This is a genomic window from Chromohalobacter canadensis (assembly GCF_034479555.1).
Lineage (GTDB): Bacteria > Pseudomonadota > Gammaproteobacteria > Pseudomonadales > Halomonadaceae > Chromohalobacter > Chromohalobacter canadensis.
Window position 1 is genome coordinate 2,390,413 of sequence record NZ_CP140151.1, and the last position, 15,993, is coordinate 2,406,405.

12 protein-coding genes are annotated in these 15,993 nt (G+C 59.2%); 7 read left to right on the forward strand and 5 right to left on the reverse strand.

The window, feature by feature from the left end:
- The first annotated feature begins 76 nt into the window (after window positions 1-76).
- Entirely contained in the window at window positions 77-937 is an 861-nt protein-coding gene (gene yghU, locus SR908_RS11345) for a glutathione-dependent disulfide-bond oxidoreductase (protein WP_246924240.1), read from the forward strand.
- Between the two features lie 169 nt (window positions 938-1,106).
- On the opposite strand, the gene SR908_RS11350 is transcribed toward yghU, so the two are convergent.
- Window positions 1,107-1,880, reverse strand: a complete 774-nt coding sequence (locus SR908_RS11350; RefSeq protein WP_246924243.1) for an HAD-IIA family hydrolase — start codon at window positions 1,878-1,880, stop codon at window positions 1,107-1,109.
- Between the two features lie 89 nt (window positions 1,881-1,969).
- On the opposite strand from SR908_RS11350, the gene SR908_RS11355 reads away from it, so the two are divergent.
- Together SR908_RS11355 and hemG are read left to right on the forward strand one after the other, a co-directional pair.
- On the forward strand, window positions 1,970-3,265 hold the full coding sequence (locus tag SR908_RS11355; protein WP_281505269.1) for a dicarboxylate/amino acid:cation symporter: 1,296 nt from the start codon (window positions 1,970-1,972) through the stop codon (window positions 3,263-3,265).
- A 102-nt stretch (window positions 3,266-3,367) separates the two neighbouring features.
- Window positions 3,368-4,798: a protoporphyrinogen oxidase gene (gene hemG / locus SR908_RS11360; RefSeq protein WP_246924245.1), complete on the forward strand. Its 1,431-nt coding sequence runs from the start codon at window positions 3,368-3,370 to the stop codon at window positions 4,796-4,798.
- Between the two features lie 10 nt (window positions 4,799-4,808).
- On the opposite strand, the gene SR908_RS11365 is transcribed toward hemG, so the two are convergent.
- Entirely contained in the window at window positions 4,809-5,813 is a 1,005-nt protein-coding gene (locus SR908_RS11365; RefSeq protein WP_246924248.1) for an NADP-dependent oxidoreductase, read from the reverse strand.
- A gap of 330 nt (window positions 5,814-6,143) precedes the next feature.
- Here SR908_RS11365 and SR908_RS11370 point away from each other — a divergent pair, with 330 nt between their 5' ends.
- Entirely contained in the window at window positions 6,144-7,337 is a 1,194-nt protein-coding gene (locus SR908_RS11370; protein ID WP_246924251.1) for an aldose epimerase family protein, read from the forward strand.
- A 6-nt stretch (window positions 7,338-7,343) separates the two neighbouring features.
- On the opposite strand, the gene SR908_RS11375 is transcribed toward SR908_RS11370, so the two are convergent.
- Window positions 7,344-9,689 carry a sensor domain-containing phosphodiesterase gene (locus SR908_RS11375; RefSeq protein WP_246924253.1) on the reverse strand — a complete coding sequence of 782 codons (2,346 nt, stop codon included), beginning with the start codon at window positions 9,687-9,689 and terminating at the stop codon, window positions 7,344-7,346.
- Window positions 9,690-9,875: 186 nt separating this feature from the next.
- Here SR908_RS11375 and SR908_RS11380 point away from each other — a divergent pair, with 186 nt between their 5' ends.
- The gene (locus SR908_RS11380; RefSeq protein WP_281256330.1) at window positions 9,876-10,340 is read left to right on the forward strand and encodes a transcriptional regulator; all 465 of its coding nucleotides are present in this window, start codon (window positions 9,876-9,878) and stop codon (window positions 10,338-10,340) included.
- Window positions 10,341-10,794: 454 nt separating this feature from the next.
- Window positions 10,795-12,255, forward strand: a complete 1,461-nt coding sequence (locus SR908_RS11385; protein ID WP_097022833.1) for a catalase — start codon at window positions 10,795-10,797, stop codon at window positions 12,253-12,255.
- 160 nt (window positions 12,256-12,415) lie between these two features.
- Here the strand turns inward: SR908_RS11385 and SR908_RS11390 are convergent, their stop codons facing one another.
- Together SR908_RS11390 and SR908_RS11395 are read right to left on the reverse strand one after the other, a co-directional pair.
- A complete protein-coding gene (locus tag SR908_RS11390) occupies window positions 12,416-13,018 on the reverse strand; it encodes a class I SAM-dependent methyltransferase (protein WP_097022832.1) in 603 nt (200 codons plus the stop codon).
- Between the two features lie 711 nt (window positions 13,019-13,729).
- Window positions 13,730-14,776, reverse strand: coding sequence for an aldo/keto reductase (locus SR908_RS11395; protein ID WP_246924255.1), 1,047 nt, complete (start codon window positions 14,774-14,776; stop codon window positions 13,730-13,732).
- Between the two features lie 363 nt (window positions 14,777-15,139).
- On the opposite strand from SR908_RS11395, the gene SR908_RS11400 reads away from it, so the two are divergent.
- The gene (locus SR908_RS11400; RefSeq protein ID WP_246924257.1) at window positions 15,140-15,934 is read left to right on the forward strand and encodes an RsiV family protein; all 795 of its coding nucleotides are present in this window, start codon (window positions 15,140-15,142) and stop codon (window positions 15,932-15,934) included.
- The last annotated feature ends 59 nt before the right edge of the window (window positions 15,935-15,993 follow it).

Here is a 15,993-nt window from a genome sequence, read left to right on the forward strand (position 1 = left end):
AGACTACCTTTTCAGGCGACTGGATACGTCCTGCCGTTTGGCGAGGCGTGATCCGACGCACAGACCAGGAGGCTTCATGAGCCAAGAGACCGATTACACCCCACCCCGTGTTTGGGAGCCGAAAGAAAGCGGCGGCAAGTTCGCGAGCATCAACCGCCCGGTCGCAGGGCCCACCCATGAGAAAGAGCTGCCGGTGGGCAAGCACCCGTTCCAGCTTTACTCGCTGGCCACGCCCAATGGCGTCAAGGCGGGGATCATGTTCGAGGAACTGCTGGCGCTGGGTCACCAGGGCGCCGAGTACGATGCGTGGTTAATCAACATCGGTGAGGGTGATCAGTTCGGCAGCGGCTTCGTCGAAGCCAATCCCAATTCGAAGATTCCGGCGCTGATGGACCACAGCAGCGACACGCCGACACGCGTGTTCGAATCGGGCTCGATTCTTCTGTATCTCGCCGAGAAGTTCGGGGAATTTCTGCCCAAGGAGCATGTGGCGCGCACCGAAGCGCTCAACTGGCTATTCTGGCAGATGGGCAGCGCGCCGTTCCTCGGTGGCGGTTTCGGGCATTTCTACAGCTACGCGCCGGTCAAGCTCGAGTACCCCATCGACCGTTATGCCATGGAAACCAAGCGTCAGCTCGATGTGTTGAACCGCCATCTGGCGGAGCACCGCTATCTGGCCGGCGACGCGTACAGCATCGCCGATATCGCTACTTGGGCGTGGTACGGGCAGTTGGTGCTGGGGCGTCTCTACGATGCCGCCGAGTTCCTGCAAGTCCATGAGTACACGCATGTCGTGCGCTGGGCCGAGGAGATCGACGCGCGCCCGGCGGTGCTGCGTGGGCGGATGGTCAATCGCACCTTCGGGGAGCCGGAACTCCAGCTCCACGAGCGCCACGATGCCAGCGATTTCGAGACTCGGACCGAGGACAAGCGTTAAGCTCTGCCTGACAAGTGTCTGCGCTCAGCCATACGGCGTTAAAAATCGGCTCAAAATACTCATTTACACCTCGTAAACTCCGTTTTTTCGCCAATTTTTGCCTTGTCTGGCTATCGCTCGCCGACTTTTCAGAAGAGCTTAGGCATAACGCTCGCGCCGTCAACGAGCGCTACTTATCCAGCAGTTCCGCGACCGAGTTGAGCACTTCGCGGGGCCGGAAGGGGTAGCGCTCGATTTCGTCCCGCGTGGCGATGCCAGTCATCACCAGTACCGTGTGCAGGCCGGCCTCGATGCCGGCGATGACGTCGGTGTCCATGCGGTCGCCGATCATGCCAGTGCGTTCGGAGTGCGTGCCGAGTTTGTTCATGGCCGAGCGGAACATCATCGGGTTGGGCTTGCCGACGTAGTACGGCTCGCGCTTGGTGGCGGCGGTGATCAAAGCCGCGACCGCACCGGTGGCGGGTAACGGTCCTTCGGGGCTGGGGCCGGTGACATCGGGGTTGGTGGCGATGAAACGTGCGCCGCCGTTGATCAGGCGGATCGCGCGGGTGATCGCTTCGAACGAATAGCTGCGCGTCTCACCGAGTACCACGAAGTCCGGCGCGACATCGGTCATCACGAACCCGGCTTCGTGAATCGCCGTGGTCAGGCCGGCTTCGCCGATCACGAAGGCCGAGCCGCCGGGCGCCTGATCGCGCAGGAAGGCGGCGGTCGCCAGGGCGGATGTCCACAGCCGGTCTTCGGGGACATCGATCCCCAGGCGCGTCAGTCGGGCGCTGAGGTCGCGCGGCGTGTAGATGGAGTTATTGGTGAGCACGAGAAAAGGCGTGCCATTGGCGCGCCATTGGTCGATCAACTCGACCGCGCCGGGTAGGGCCCGGTCCTCGCCGATCAGTACGCCGTCCATGTCCGTTAACCAGCAGTCGATCGCGCGTTCGCTCATCGCCTTGATGTCCTGTTGCTGAATCGATGCGACCAGCATAATGGTAATGTAGCGCTGCCGCAGCCTCCGTGTCGGGCATTTTGTCTAACATGAGGCGAAATACGGTGTCGGCCAAACAAGGAGGAGAGGGAGCGGTGAAAGCATTGTGGCAGGCCTATACGAAGAGCTCATTGATCCTGAGGGTCACGATTGCGTTGGTACTCGGCGTCGTCGTGGGTCTGGTCGGCGGCCAGGATGTTGCGGATTGGCTGGCGCCATTCGGTGATTTGCTACTGCGGCTGTTGAAGTTTCTGATCGTGCCCATCGTGCTGTTCACATTGATGGTGGGCATCAACCAAGCCAGCGCCGGCAGCATGGGCCGCGTCGGGCGTAAGGTGTTCGTCTACTATATCGGCACCTCGGCGCTGGCGATCGCCGTGGGGTTGGCGGTGGCTTCGCTGTTTTCCCCGGGTAGCGGGATGACGTTGGATAGCAGCGCCGAGGTGTCGGTGCCGGAGAACCCAGGTATTGCTCAGGTGCTGCTTGGCGTGGTGCCGGACAACATCATCGGGGCGTTCGCCGAGTTGAACCTGTTAGGTATCATCTTTACCGCCATCGTCTTCGGCATCGCCCTGTTGAAGCTGCGGACGTCCGAGTCGCATGGGGCGCTGGCCGAGCAACTGTACCGTGTGATCGAGGCGCTCAACGAGGTCACGCTCAAGGTGATGTCGGGTGTGCTGCATTACGTGCCGATCGGCGTGTTTGCCATTGTTGCCGGTACGGTGGCCGAGCAGGGGATGGAAACATTGTTGTCGCTGGGCGACATGGTACTGGTGCTGTATATCGCTCTGGGCGTGCATCTGCTGCTCTATTGCGTCTTGATGGGGGCCTTTGGCGTCAAGCTACGGCGCTTTTTCCGCGAGGCCCGCACGCCGATGGCCACCGCCTTCGCGACCCAGAGTAGCTCCGGGACGTTGCCACTGACGCTGGACGCCGCGCGGCGTATGGGTTTGTCACGCGGTGTGTACGGCTTCAGCTTGCCGCTTGGGGCGACCATCAACATGGATGGCGCGGCGATTCGTATCGCCATTTCTGCGGTGTTCGCGGCCAATGTGATCGGCGCGCCGCTGGATTTCACCAGCATGCTGGAGATCGTGCTGATCGGCACGTTGGTGTCCATTGGCACAGCGGGCGTACCTGGGGCCGGCATTATCATGATCGCCACGGTGTTTTCGCAGGTCGGCCTGCCGATTGAGACGGTGGCCTTGCTGACCGCCATCGATGCCTTGGTGGGCATGGGCTGCACGGCGCTCAATGTCACCGGGGATATGGTCGGTGCCTCGATCATCGCCCGCAGTGAAGAAGACGGGCAACGCGATGCGTGCGTCGATGCGCCGCGCTCGTGAAGGCGCGCGGCGACGGCATTCCCCGCTATGCTAGGCACCTGAATGCACCCTACGCGCCTGACCGAATGGTACGCGCCGGCGCACCCTGTTACGGGAGATGTCATGCAGTCTGAAGCACAACCCGACGCGTCGGCTCGGCACGCCGAGCCCGAGGCGCGCGATGTGGTGGTCGTCGGCGGTGGAGCCAGCGGCTTGATGGCTGCACGCGCGGCGGCCAGGCGTGGGCTAAGCGTCACCTTGCTGGAACGTACGCCACAGGTCGGCGGTAATCTGCGTACCCGCCGCGACGGCGACTGGCAGATTGAGCTCGGCCCCAACACCCTGATGATGAAGCCGCCGCTGCATGCGTTGCTCGATGAGCTCGGCCTGCTCGATGAGGCGCAGCCTGCCAATCCGACTGCGCGGCGGCGTTACATTGCCTATCGGGGCGCACCGGTGGCGCTGCCGTCGCATTGGCTCAAGGCGCCGATCAATTCGCTGATCGGTCCGCGAGGCGTGGGCGCGTTGCTATGCGAACCCTTCCAACGGCGTGCACCGCAGGCCGAGGAAAGTCTGGCTGATTTCGTCACGCGGCGCTTGGGGCGTCGCGCGCTCGATCATCTGGTCGATCCTTTCGTTTCCGGTGTCTACGCCGGCGATCCTGAACGGCTCTCGGCGCAGGCGGCGATGCCCCGGCTGGTGGCATTGGAGCGCGAGTATGGCTCACTGGTTCGCGGGGGGCTGGTGCGGCTGCGCCAAGCGCGCCGTGCGGCCCCTGTATTGCCGCGTGAGTGGCGTGGCCAGTTGGTGAGCTTTCCCTCTGGGCTTCAACGTCTCGCCGAGCGTTTGGCTGAGGACATCACCGCCCAGTCCAGCGCGGCGATCCACTGCGAGTGCGAGGTTAGTGCCGTGTATCGCGAGGGGGAATACTGGCGTGTGGAGACGGCATCGGGGCCGGGTGTTCGTGCGCGAGAGCTGGTGCTGGCGGTTCCAGCGCCCACGGCCGCCGCGCTACTGGCACCGCTCGACCCGGACGTGGCCGCGCCGCTGGAGGCGATCGTTTATCCGCCGGTCAATGCCGTGTCAGTGGGGTTTCGTCGTGCCGATATCGCCCATCCGCTGGATGGTTTCGGCATGCTGATTCCTGGCGTCGAGCATCGCCGGACTCTGGGCGCGTTGTTTTCCTCAACGCTATTTCCTGGGCGAGCGCCTTCTGGCCATGTGTTGCTGACCGCGTTTCTCGGTGGCCGTCGCCAGCCCGAGGCTGCTGCCAGCGATGACGACGCCCAGGTGGCGCAGGTCGTCGCTGATCTCCGTGACCTGCTGGGCATTAGCGGTAAGCCGGTGTGGCAGAGCGTAAGTCGCTGGCCGCAGGCGATTCCGCAGTACGAGCTGGGGCATCTTGAGCGTATCGCTGCCCTCGAAACGGCGCTCGAGGATCATCCGGGCCTCTCGCTCATTGGCAACTGGCGCGATGGTATCGCGGTGGGAGATTGCTTGGAGAACGGACGGCGCCTCGGCGAGCGGATCGCCGAGACGCTGGGTAGGGTTTAACCGCTGGTATTTACAGCTGGACCAGCATCTTGCCGGTGTTGCCGCCTTCGAAGAGTTTGAGGAAGGCGTCGGGTGTGCGTTCGAGGCCTTTCTCGATGGTTTCCCGGTAGTCGATCTCGCCACGCGCTACGAGCGGGCCGATCTCTTGCAGGAACTCGGGGTAGTGTTCCCAGTTTTCGGCGTCGAGGATGATGAAGCCTTCCATCCGCGCGCGGCGTATCAGCACCCGAGACAGGTTGCTGGGGCCGGGCGTGGGCGTTTGGGCATTGTAGGTGTCGATCAGGCCACACACTGCGATGCGCCCCCCGACGCGGATGTTGTCGAGCGCGGCCTCGAGGCAGTCGCCGCCGACATTTTCATAGTAGACATCGAAGCCGTCGGGGCTGGCCGCCTTGAGGTCGGCGCTGAGCTGTTGCGCGTCTTTGTCGCGATAGCTGACCGCGCTCACGCCGAGCGATTCCAGCCATTCGAGCTTTTCCGGGGCACCGGCGATCCCCACGACGAGGCAGCCTTTGGCCTTGGCCAATTGCACGGCCAGGGAGCCGACGGCGCCGCTCGCCGCGCTGACCAGCACGCGCTCGCCTTCCTTGAGCTGGGCAATGCGGTTGAGCCCGGTCCAGGCGGTCATGCCCGGCATGCCGAGCACGCCGAGAAAGGCTTGCGGTGGCACGTCGAGATCGGGCAATGCCTGCAAGCTATCGCCGGGGACCTGGGCGATATCGCGCCAGCCGCCCATGTGGACGACGCGGTCTCCGGGGGTGAAGCGTTCGTCACGTGATTCGAGCACCTCGCCGATGGCGCCGCCTTCGAGGGGCTCGCCCAGCGTGAAGGGCGGGACATAGGTCGTCACGCCGTCCATACGCCCGCGCATGTAGGGATCGACCGAGAGCCAGTGGTTCTGCACGCGGACCTCGCCTGCTGCCAGCTCAGGTAACGCCCGGGACTCCAGCGCGAAAAAATCTCGAGATGGTAGGCCCTGGGGATGGGAATGGATGGTGAAATAGCGCGATTCCATGATGTCTCCGCTGTGATGACCAGTATGTGTCATGCCGCCCACTCGGATGGGCGTGCCTGTATTCATTAGATGGGCATGATGGCGGCCGGACGCAAGGGGCGTTTCATGGCGACGCTCTGATAAGCTGATTTTGACACGACGTTGGTCTAGCGTGAGATCGGCATGCGAGGGCGCGCACGAGGGTATCGACACCCTTCGTGCAGAGTCGATATCCATTAGGACATGAGGATGTCGTCACTCGGTTATTGGTGAGAGGGACTCGCCCCGTCTAGCGTGAATAATGAAGCGTCGCATGGGGTGGCGCTGAGGTGCGCTATCGAGAGGCCGAGGATGACACGATTTCAGACGATTCCGCGCTTGGCGTTGGGCATGGGAATGACGTGCCTAGCGTTGAATGCGGCACAGGCAGACGAGATGACCACACAGACTCCTTCCGTCGAAAAGCATCGCTTCGGCCAACTTCCCGATGGCCGCGAGGTCGAGGCGTACCACCTACGCAACGGCCAGGGCATCGACATGCAGGTGATTACCTACGGCGGCATCATTACCTCGCTGCGCACCCCGGACGCGCAGGGTAATGTCGACGACATCGTGCTGGGGTTCGATTCCCTGGAAGACTACCGTTCCGAGGCATATCGTAAATCCAATCCCTATTTCGGGGCCCTGATCGGGCGTTATGGCAACCGTATCGCCGAGGGGCGCTTCACGCTCGATGGCACGACCTACGAGCTGGCGACCAATGACGGCCCCAATCATCTCCACGGAGGCGATAAAGGCTTCGACAAGCGGCTCTGGCAGGCACATTCCTTCGAGAACGACACCGGCGTCGGTGTCGAACTGCGCTATACCAGCGAAGATGGCGAGGAAGGTTATCCCGGGACGCTCGAGACCCGCGTGCGGTATACGCTGACCACTGACGACAAAATGATCATCGACTATCACGCCACCACCGATAAGGCGACGCCGGTCAACTTGACCCAGCACAGTTACTTCAACCTCGAGGGCGAGGGCAGCGGGCCGATCACCGATCATCGGTTGATGCTCAATGCCGATGCCTTTACCCCGATTGGGGACACGTTGATCCCGACCGGTGAGATTCGAGCCGTGATGGGCACGCCATTCGATTTCAGCGAGTCCACGGTAATCGGGGCCCGCATCGGCGACGACAATACTCAGCTCGAGTACGGCCAGGGCTACGATCACAATTTCGTGTTAATGCGTGACGAAGCGGCTGCAGGCGAGCTGGTAACGGCTGCCCGCGTCGTAGCGCCGGACAGTGGCCGTGTGCTGGAGGTCGCCACTACTGAGCCTGGGATTCAATTCTACTCGGGGAATTTTCTCGATGGCACGCTGACCGGCAAGGGGGGCGAAGCCTACGAAAAGCGTGGCGGTTTCGCACTGGAAACTCAGCACTTTCCGGATTCTCCCAACCAGGCTGATTTCCCGTCGACGATCCTCAAGCCCGGCGACACGTATGAGTCGCGCACGGTATGGCGCTTTGCCACGCAGGGCGACGGCAGCTGAACGATGTCAGGGGCGCGCATAGCATGCCGCCCAGTCCAGCGCTTCATCGAGGGGCAAGGCGGGGCTGTAAAGAAAGCCTTGCCCCATGTCACAGCCCATGGCGATGAGCTTTTCCTCGGTGGCACGATGCTCGACACCTTCTGCGATCACGCGGCGGTTGAAACTCCTGGATAGCGCGATGATCGCCTCGACGATCATTTCATCCTCGGGGTCGTCCAGCATGCCGAGGATGAACGAGCGGTCGATCTTGATCTCATTGGTAGAGAACTTGCGCAGGTAACTCAATGAAGCGAAACCGGTGCCAAAGTCATCGAGGGAGAGTTGTACACCCAGTGCCTGACATGCCTTGATGTTCGACGCCGCGAGGCCTGCGTCATCGAGTGCCGTACTTTCGAGAATTTCGAGCGTCAGGCGTTTGCGGAACGCCATGTCATATCGGCTTAATGTGGTGTTCAGGTGGTCGAGAAACTCGTCGTTGAGAAAATGGGACGGGCTCAAGTTGATGCTGATGGTATAGGGCAGATCCTGTGCCTGGAACGTCTCGAGGGTTGAGACTGCTTGGTTGATGACATGCTTACCGAGTTCGATATCGAGCTTGGTATGTTCGATATACGGCAGGAAATGGCCCGGATACACGAGCTTGCCGGACGGGTGATGCCAGCGTATCAGGCATTCGAATCCCGATACGGTACCAGTCTTATAATGTAACTTGGGTTGATAGAAGAGTTCGAGTTGATCGTTGTCCAAAGCGTGCTGCACTTGCTCTCCGATGGCAAAGCGCTCTTGCTGGGAATGATGGCTCTCAAGATCGAAGAAATGATAACGGTTCTTCCCTGTTTCCTTGGCGGTATACATGGCTTGATCGGCATGGCGTAGCAGCAAGTCGCTATCCGAGTCATCGCTTGGAAAGCGTGTTATCCCCATGCTGGCGGACAACTCGATAACGTGTCCTTGAAGATGCATGGGGTGACGCAGTTGATCGAGGATATGGCGGTAGGTTCTTGGGTGTTCTACGTCACGGAGAATGATCACGAACTCGTCGCCACTCAGCCGGGCAATGACATCGTGATGGCGCACGGCGCCGCGAAGCCGATCCGCAACGCATCTTAGCACCTCGTCACCGACTGCGTGGCCCTGGAGGTCGTTGATTGCCTTGAAGTCATCCAGGTCGAGAAAACACACCGAAATCGAACCGCGCCGGTGCCTTGCAGCAGTGAGCTCATCTTGGAAAAGTTCATTGAGAAGACGGCGATTGGGGAGGCTCGTGAGACCATCGATATTGATGTTTTCATGCAGCCATTGCTTTTTTTCCTGATCGACAGCGTTGAGGCGTTCACGCTCGAACAGTGTTTCCACGGTTTGTAAAAGCGGTGACAGCAAGGCAATCAATGACGGTGGATAGCCTTCGCTGCGGTTGGCAACACCGATCAGTCCTATCTGTTCGTTCCCTGCATGTAAAGGGATGCCCATGTAGGTGTGAATGTCAGGGTAATTGCCTGGGAAAAGAAGGGGCAATGTCAGAGGTGACTCGAATGTTCGGCTGACGGTATATCGAGTACGGATGGGAAGTCCCAAAAGGTCATCGAGTCCGTCGATAGGTATGTGGATGCCGGTGCCGATATTCTCGCGGATGTTGGGAGACTGGCGCCGTGTTATATCGGATAGAGCCGTGATATCAAGATGAGATGTCTCATGCGACTTATCGTCAATCTCGCCGACGAAACCTACCTGGCTATCGGTTAAATACAATAACTCTGATAGCAACGCTTCATAAGCCGGTGTTTTCTCTTCACTGGATAAAAAGACGTCTTGTACACGCTGAATGGCATACGCCATTTTTTTCGTATAGGCGTCGTAGTGCGCTTGGGAGTCGGTGCATACGCGTTCGATTTCTTCTTCCAATATCGCTGCCAGACTACGCAGGATACTGAAGTCCATGCTAGATGCATTGCGTGGGTTGGAGTCAATAAGGCATAAGGTGCCGACCTTGAAGCCTGTGGGGTCGCGCACGGGGATGCCGGCATAGAATCGAATGAAGGGCGTGCCGGTGACGAGCGGGTTTGCATGAAAAAGAGGGTCATTGGCTGCGTCTTCAACGACATAAATACTATTTTGTTGAATAGTGTGGTCGCAAAAGGCATGTCGCCGGGGGGTCGTTTCTATGCCGATATTTTGCTTGGATTTGAACCATTGGCGCTTGGCATCGATGAGCGTGAAAAGCGTGGTATTGACTTGATAGTGTTGCTTGGCAATACGCGTCAGGCGATCGAAGCGTTCTTCCGGGGGGGTGTCCAGAAGCCCGGTTTCATGCAGTGCATGAAGTCGAAGTTGCTCATGTCTTTTTAGCGTCACAATGCCATCCCCAGATGTCTAGAATACGCAACCGTTTGTTTGAATTCAGTGAGACGTCGTACGAGGCGCTTAGCCGATCCCCCTTCCCCCTGTATCATGGTTGGCTTCACCCGGAAGCACCACGGCAATAGGGGCTGAATCATGAACCGTCCAGTCAGCGCACTGAATGGATAATTCAATATTAAAGTGAATAACGATTCAACGCGAATTGAATCATTGATTCAAATTCAGCGTATGAATGAAAAAACCATGTTTGCCGAACGCCTTCAAAAGGCCCTTATTGCCGCAGGCTATGAGCCTCGCCCCTCGGTACTTGAACGCGAGTTCAATCTTCGCTACTGGGGTAAGCCGATCACATTTCAAGCGGTACGGCGTTGGCTTCGTGGTGACTCCATTCCTGCCCAGGATAAACTCCAGGTGCTTGCCGAGTGGCTGCGTATCGAACCGCATGTGTTGCGCTATGGGGATGAGAGTGAGAGAGCGCTTTATGCCACGCCCAATGAATTGGATGTCGTATCGCTCTGCGGAGACGAAGCTGAAATGCTGAAAATCTACCGTAGCCTGCCTAGCGAGCAACGCAAAGTGCTTCGCCATGTCATCGCCACATTCGGCAAGGCGAATACTCCCAACGATAACGAGGAGATGCCATGAGCGAAACCGCCAGGGTGTCGAGCCGTACCTCGGCAGTGAAAGCGAAGGGCTCTGCGAAAGTAACGTATTGAGATTATGAGTTATTTTAACGCACCTCATGTCACGTGCTATGAAACTTCTTGATGATGAAGATTGTGCCAGACTATCGTGGGGAGGGCGTTGATTGAGTACCGCTCATGGCGATCCCTTGCCATGCGGGGCTTGGCGGGCTTTTCTTGCCTCATCGGTGATGATTGGGGAGAGGCGGGTAACGGCCTTCCTGGCCGCCTAGGCAGTTGTGTGTAGGTAGACAGTCACTGCGGTTGTTTCCTATACATGATGTGGGGACGGGAAGTCCCCCAGTCAGATTGCACTATCGCGCTAGCGGTTCGATCCCAAGGCCAGCGGTTCGATCCCAAGGAAAGGGCGTGGCGGCATGCTGTGCCACATACGAAAATGATGGGGAGATATTATCGTGACGCAAGACAACCATAAGCCGACAACCACAGACGCCGGAATTCCAGTGGCCAGTGATGAGCAGTCGCTGTCCGTGGGGCCTGACGGTCCGCTCGTCCTGCACGATCACTATCTCATCGAGCAGATGGCGAACTTCAACCGCGAACGGATTCCCGAGCGTCAACCGCACGCCAAGGGCAGCGGGGCCTTCGGTCATTTCGAGGTGACCGAGGATGTCAGCCAATATACCAAGGCGGCCGTTTTCCAGCCCGGTACCAAGACCGACGTGCTGATTCGCTTCTCTACGGTGGCTGGCGAACGCGGGAGCCCCGATACTTGGCGCGATCCGCGTGGGTTCTCGATCAAGTTCTACACCAGTGAAGGCAACTACGACATGGTGGGGAACAACACGCCGGTGTTCTTCATCCGTGATCCGATGAAGTTCCAGCACTTCATCCGTTCCCAGAAACGTCGCGCCGACAACAACCTGCGTGACCACGACATGCAATGGGATTTCTGGACGCTGTCGCCGGAGTCTGCCCACCAGGTCACCTGGCTGATGGGCGATCGGGGCATTCCCAAGACATGGCGCCACATGAACGGCTACTCCAGCCATACCTACATGTGGGCCAATGCCCAAGGCGAGAAGTTCTGGGTGAAGTACCATTTCAAGACCGACCAGGGCATCGAGTGTCTGACGCAGGAAGAAGCCGATCAGTTGGCCGGTGAAGATGGCGACTATCATACTCGCGATCTGTACGACGCCATCGGGCGCGGCGATTATCCGAGCTGGACGCTCTACATGCAGATCATGCCGTTCGCGGATGCCGATACGTACCGCATCAATCCGTTCGATCTGACCAAGATCTGGCCGCACGACGATTACCCGATGATCAAGGTCGGCAAGCTGCAGCTGAATCGTAACCCGACCGACAACCACGCCGAGATCGAGCAGGCGGCCTTCGAGCCCAATAACCTCGTGCCCGGCATTGGTATCAGCCCTGACAAGATGCTCATCGGTCGTGTTTTCTCTTATGCCGATGCGCACCGTGCGCGCCTCGGGGTCAACTACAAGCAGATCCCGGTCAACGCGCCGAAGGCCCCCGTGCATAGCTACAGCAAGGATGGGGCGATGCGCATCAACAAGGTGTCCGACCCGGTGTATGCACCCAACTCCAAGGGTGGCCCGGCAGCGGATGGCGAGCGCTATCCCACCGATTCCACCTGGGAAGCCAATGGCCAGATGGTTCGCGCGCCCTATGCCTTGCGCAAGGATGATGATGACTACAGCCAAGCCAATGACCTGATCAACAAGGTCATGGACGATGCTGCGCGGGATCGGCTGGTCAACAACGTGGTCGGCCATGTCTCTGACGGAGTCGAGGAACCGGTACTGTCGCGCGTGTTCGAATACTGGAAGAACATCGACGCCGAGATTGGCCGTCGTATCGAAGAAGGGGTGAAAGCCGGTCGCGGTTAATTACGTGGTATGACGTAAAATACGGCCCGGCCATCGAGAGATGGTCGGGCCGTTGTCGTTTGCGACGGCGCCGTTGCGGGGGAGTGAATGCTCTGCCTGGTGCCGGTCTACGTCGTCGTCATCGAGGATGGCGCGGTTCAGGGCCGTTGCGCTCAGCATGCTAGGGGCGGCAGCGATAGAAATGCGCAGGCAGGAAGTTCATCGGCTCGAACTCTCGCGTCACCTGGGAGAAAGTCTTGTGTAGCGAGGGCAGGATGTTGGGCGAGAACTGGTAGAGCAGGAAAGTGCCATCTGGCGAGATGACCTGTCGCGTCGCATCTAGGATGTTTTCCCGCGCCACGTCGGGTAGCGTGCTGAACGGGATACCGGCGACCACGTAGTCGACCGCACCGAGCTCGCGCTCGTTCAGCACCTGCTGGATATCCGCCGCTGAGCCATGCACGACCTGCATGCGCGGATCCGAGAAGGCGCCGTTGATGTAATCGACGAAATCCTTGTTGGTCTCGAGCACCAGCAGCACCGCGTCGGGGTGCATCTGGCGCAGGATTTCCTTGGTGAAGGTGCCGATGCCTGGACCGTACTCGACCAGCACCCGGGTGCGCTCCCAGTCGACATGGCTCAGCATGCGCCTGACCAGAAAGGGCGAGCTGGGAATGATCGAGCCCAGCATCTTGGGATGCTTGAGGAAGTTACTGGCAAACAGAGTGAATTGCCTGCGCCGGGATTGTTGGGTATTGCTTGCTGTCTGCTGGTGTTCGTCCATGGCTTACTATTCTCGTTCAGTGGGAACCGGGATCTCATCGTCACTTCACGGTATAGCACCGCTTCGATGAGTAAAAGAATACAAGGCCAGGGCATACCAGCGCCGGTATGGCGGGCTGATCCAGCGATACATGAGTGACAGTCACGCGAAGGCCGTCACAGAGGCGGCTATTACAAAAAGGGCGATGACCAAAAGGCCGCGGATATGAACCCAGTAGGGAAAGACGAAGGCTGAGCAACGAAAGCACAAGCGCAAAAAAATGGGCCGCTGAGCGGCCCAAGTACGCAGGGAACTAAAGGTCATACTGGCTGGCTGCCATGTTGCTCGACGGCCAGCGGTAAAGAGGAGGCATCCTTGCCGGGGTCCGTCCCACCCTCGCCATTCCTTGGCGAGATCCAGTATTTCCTGTCTGGAAAAGCGCCACTGGGGGCAACCTTTTCAGATCTTACCTATTATATGCTAAATCCGTGCCAATGGATCAGTTTATATTTTATAAACAATAACTTGTTTTCTGGTTGTCGCGTCTAGTCCTGGAATCGAAGGGATGCATGGCGCGCAAATTCGTGAAAACGTCGCCAATTGCAGACGCATATGGAGAGGTATTTAAAAATCCTTTAAATTCAACTGATTAAGACGTCTCTTTCTGGAGACGTGGGTGCGTGTGCTGGAGTGGATCGGTCACTCCGTCAGGGCACATTACGCTACGGTTGATCAGCGCTGACGCGACTGATCGATTTGCTGACGCCGATAGTCGCCCTGACGTTCGAGCATCCAGCCGGGATACTCAGCGGGGAGCGCGCTGACGGCATCGAGCTCGGCGAGCTCCTCGGTGCTCAGCGTGACGTGTGTGGCGGCGATGTTGTCGTCGAGCTGGTCAATGCGCTTGGCTCCGACGATGACACTCGTCACCGCCGGCTGATGCAGCAACCAAGCCAGTGCGACCTGGGCCACGGAAACGCCGTGTGCCTTGGCGATCTTGCCCATCACATCGATGCAGTCAAAGGCACGCTCTTTATCGACTGGGGGGAAGTCGAAGTTAAGGCGACGGCTGCCCGCTTCGCCTTGGCTGTCGCGCGTGTACTTACCACTCAAGAAGCCACCCGCGAGTGGGCTCCAGACCATCAGCCCGAGGTTTTCGCTCTGCAGCATGGGGATCAGCTCACGCTCGAGATCGCGCCCGGCAAGGGTGTAATACGCCTGCAGCGACTCGAAGCGTGCCAGACCATGACGCTCGGCAATGCCTAGCGCCTTCATGATCTGCCAAGCCGCCCAGTTGGAGACCCCGACGTAACGCACGTGACCGTGCTGCACGAGGGTATCGAGTGCGCGAACGGCTTCCTCGATGGGGGTAGCGGGATCGAAGCCGTGTATCTGGTAGACGTCGAGATGATCGAGCTGCAGTCGCTTCAGGCTGGCTTTGATGCCCTCCATGATGTGATAGCGCGACATGCCACGTGCGTTGACGCCTTTGCCGGTTTCGCCGAACACCTTGGAAGCGACGACGATCTCGTCGCGCGGGACATCCAGATTCTTGAGCGCCTGGCCGGTGATGATCTCGGACTGGCCCTGGGAATATACATCGGCGGTATCGATGAAGTTGATGCCAGCATCCAGCGCGCGGCCGATCAAGCGCTCGGCATCGCTTTGCTGTAGATCGCCGATCTGGCTCCAGAGCTCGCCCTGGCCACCGAAGGTCATGGTGCCGAGGCACAGTTCTGAGACGAACAAACCGGTATTGCCAAATGGTTGATAACGCATGAAACACTCCTGACGGTGACGAATTCGACCCTCGTAGGTAACCGCCGTTGTGGCCCGTGGCGCTGATAAGCGGCTGGGGCCAGGGCGGCTTCTTTAAGTATGGACCCTGTAGCGGAAGACAGAATGCGTGATTCTGTCGAGTTCATGCTCAATTCTGTTGTCAGCTTGTCAGCTTGTCAGCTTGTCAGCTTGTCAGCTTGTCAGCTTGTCAGCTCGCTCGTCTTGTCTTCTTCCCGATAGATGGCCAATGCGGCCTCACGCTTTCATCACTGGATATCGTCTATAGTGGGTCATGCGCAACGCAGTGGAACTGCGTCAGGAGTAATAGTCGGGCTGGCCCCGGCGTATCAGGGAGGAAGAACCGTGTTCTGTGAGGCTAATGTATCGATCGCGCGCCGCTTGGCGGGCGGTGGCGTCATGTTGGGTGTCCTGGCGGTGCTCGGCGGTTGCCAAGCATGGTCACCGGCGCCAGAAGGGCTGGATGTCGAGCGCGTGAAGAAACGCTTCGTCGAGCGAGATTGTCCGGCAGGACGTTGCGCGACCGTCGAGGTCGGGTCGCTGAGTTTTCCTGGGGCACCGGGCCTGAGCGAGCGACTACGAGACGACTTGCTGAGCATGGGGTCGGGTATTACCAATGGTGAAAGCGAAGCGGTGGTTTCGTCCTGGGAAGAGTATGCGCAGACGTTCTTCGACGAGGCCAAGGCGGCGCGGGAGCGCGTGCCTGAATTGCCCGGCTACCAGGCGGTCTTCAAGGCGGAGGTCTACGACCGGCATGCCGAGCTGACGACCATCAAGCTCGATAGCTACGTGTTCACCGGTGGGGCGCACGGTATGCCGCTGACGGAATTCATGGTCATCGACGAGCGCGAGAAACGCGTGGTGACACTCGATGACATGCTGCGCGAGGGACAGACACCGGCCTATCGCGAGGCGCTGTCACGCGCGCATCTACGCTGGCTGGAAGAACAACAGGCGGGCGCCGACTTTGCCGAATCCTGGCCGCTGAGCATGAACCGCAACGTGGCACCGTTCGCTGATGAATGGCGGGTGCGTTACAACGCCTATGACATCGCGCCTTATTCCTATGGGCAACCGGAGCTACGCATTCCTGCCCAGGCGCTCGAAGGCATCGTCAAGCCACGCTATCTGGAGCGCTGACGCCATGTATTAACCTGCTGACGTAGTGTCTCGTGAGGGCGGCAGTCGCAGGCGATTAT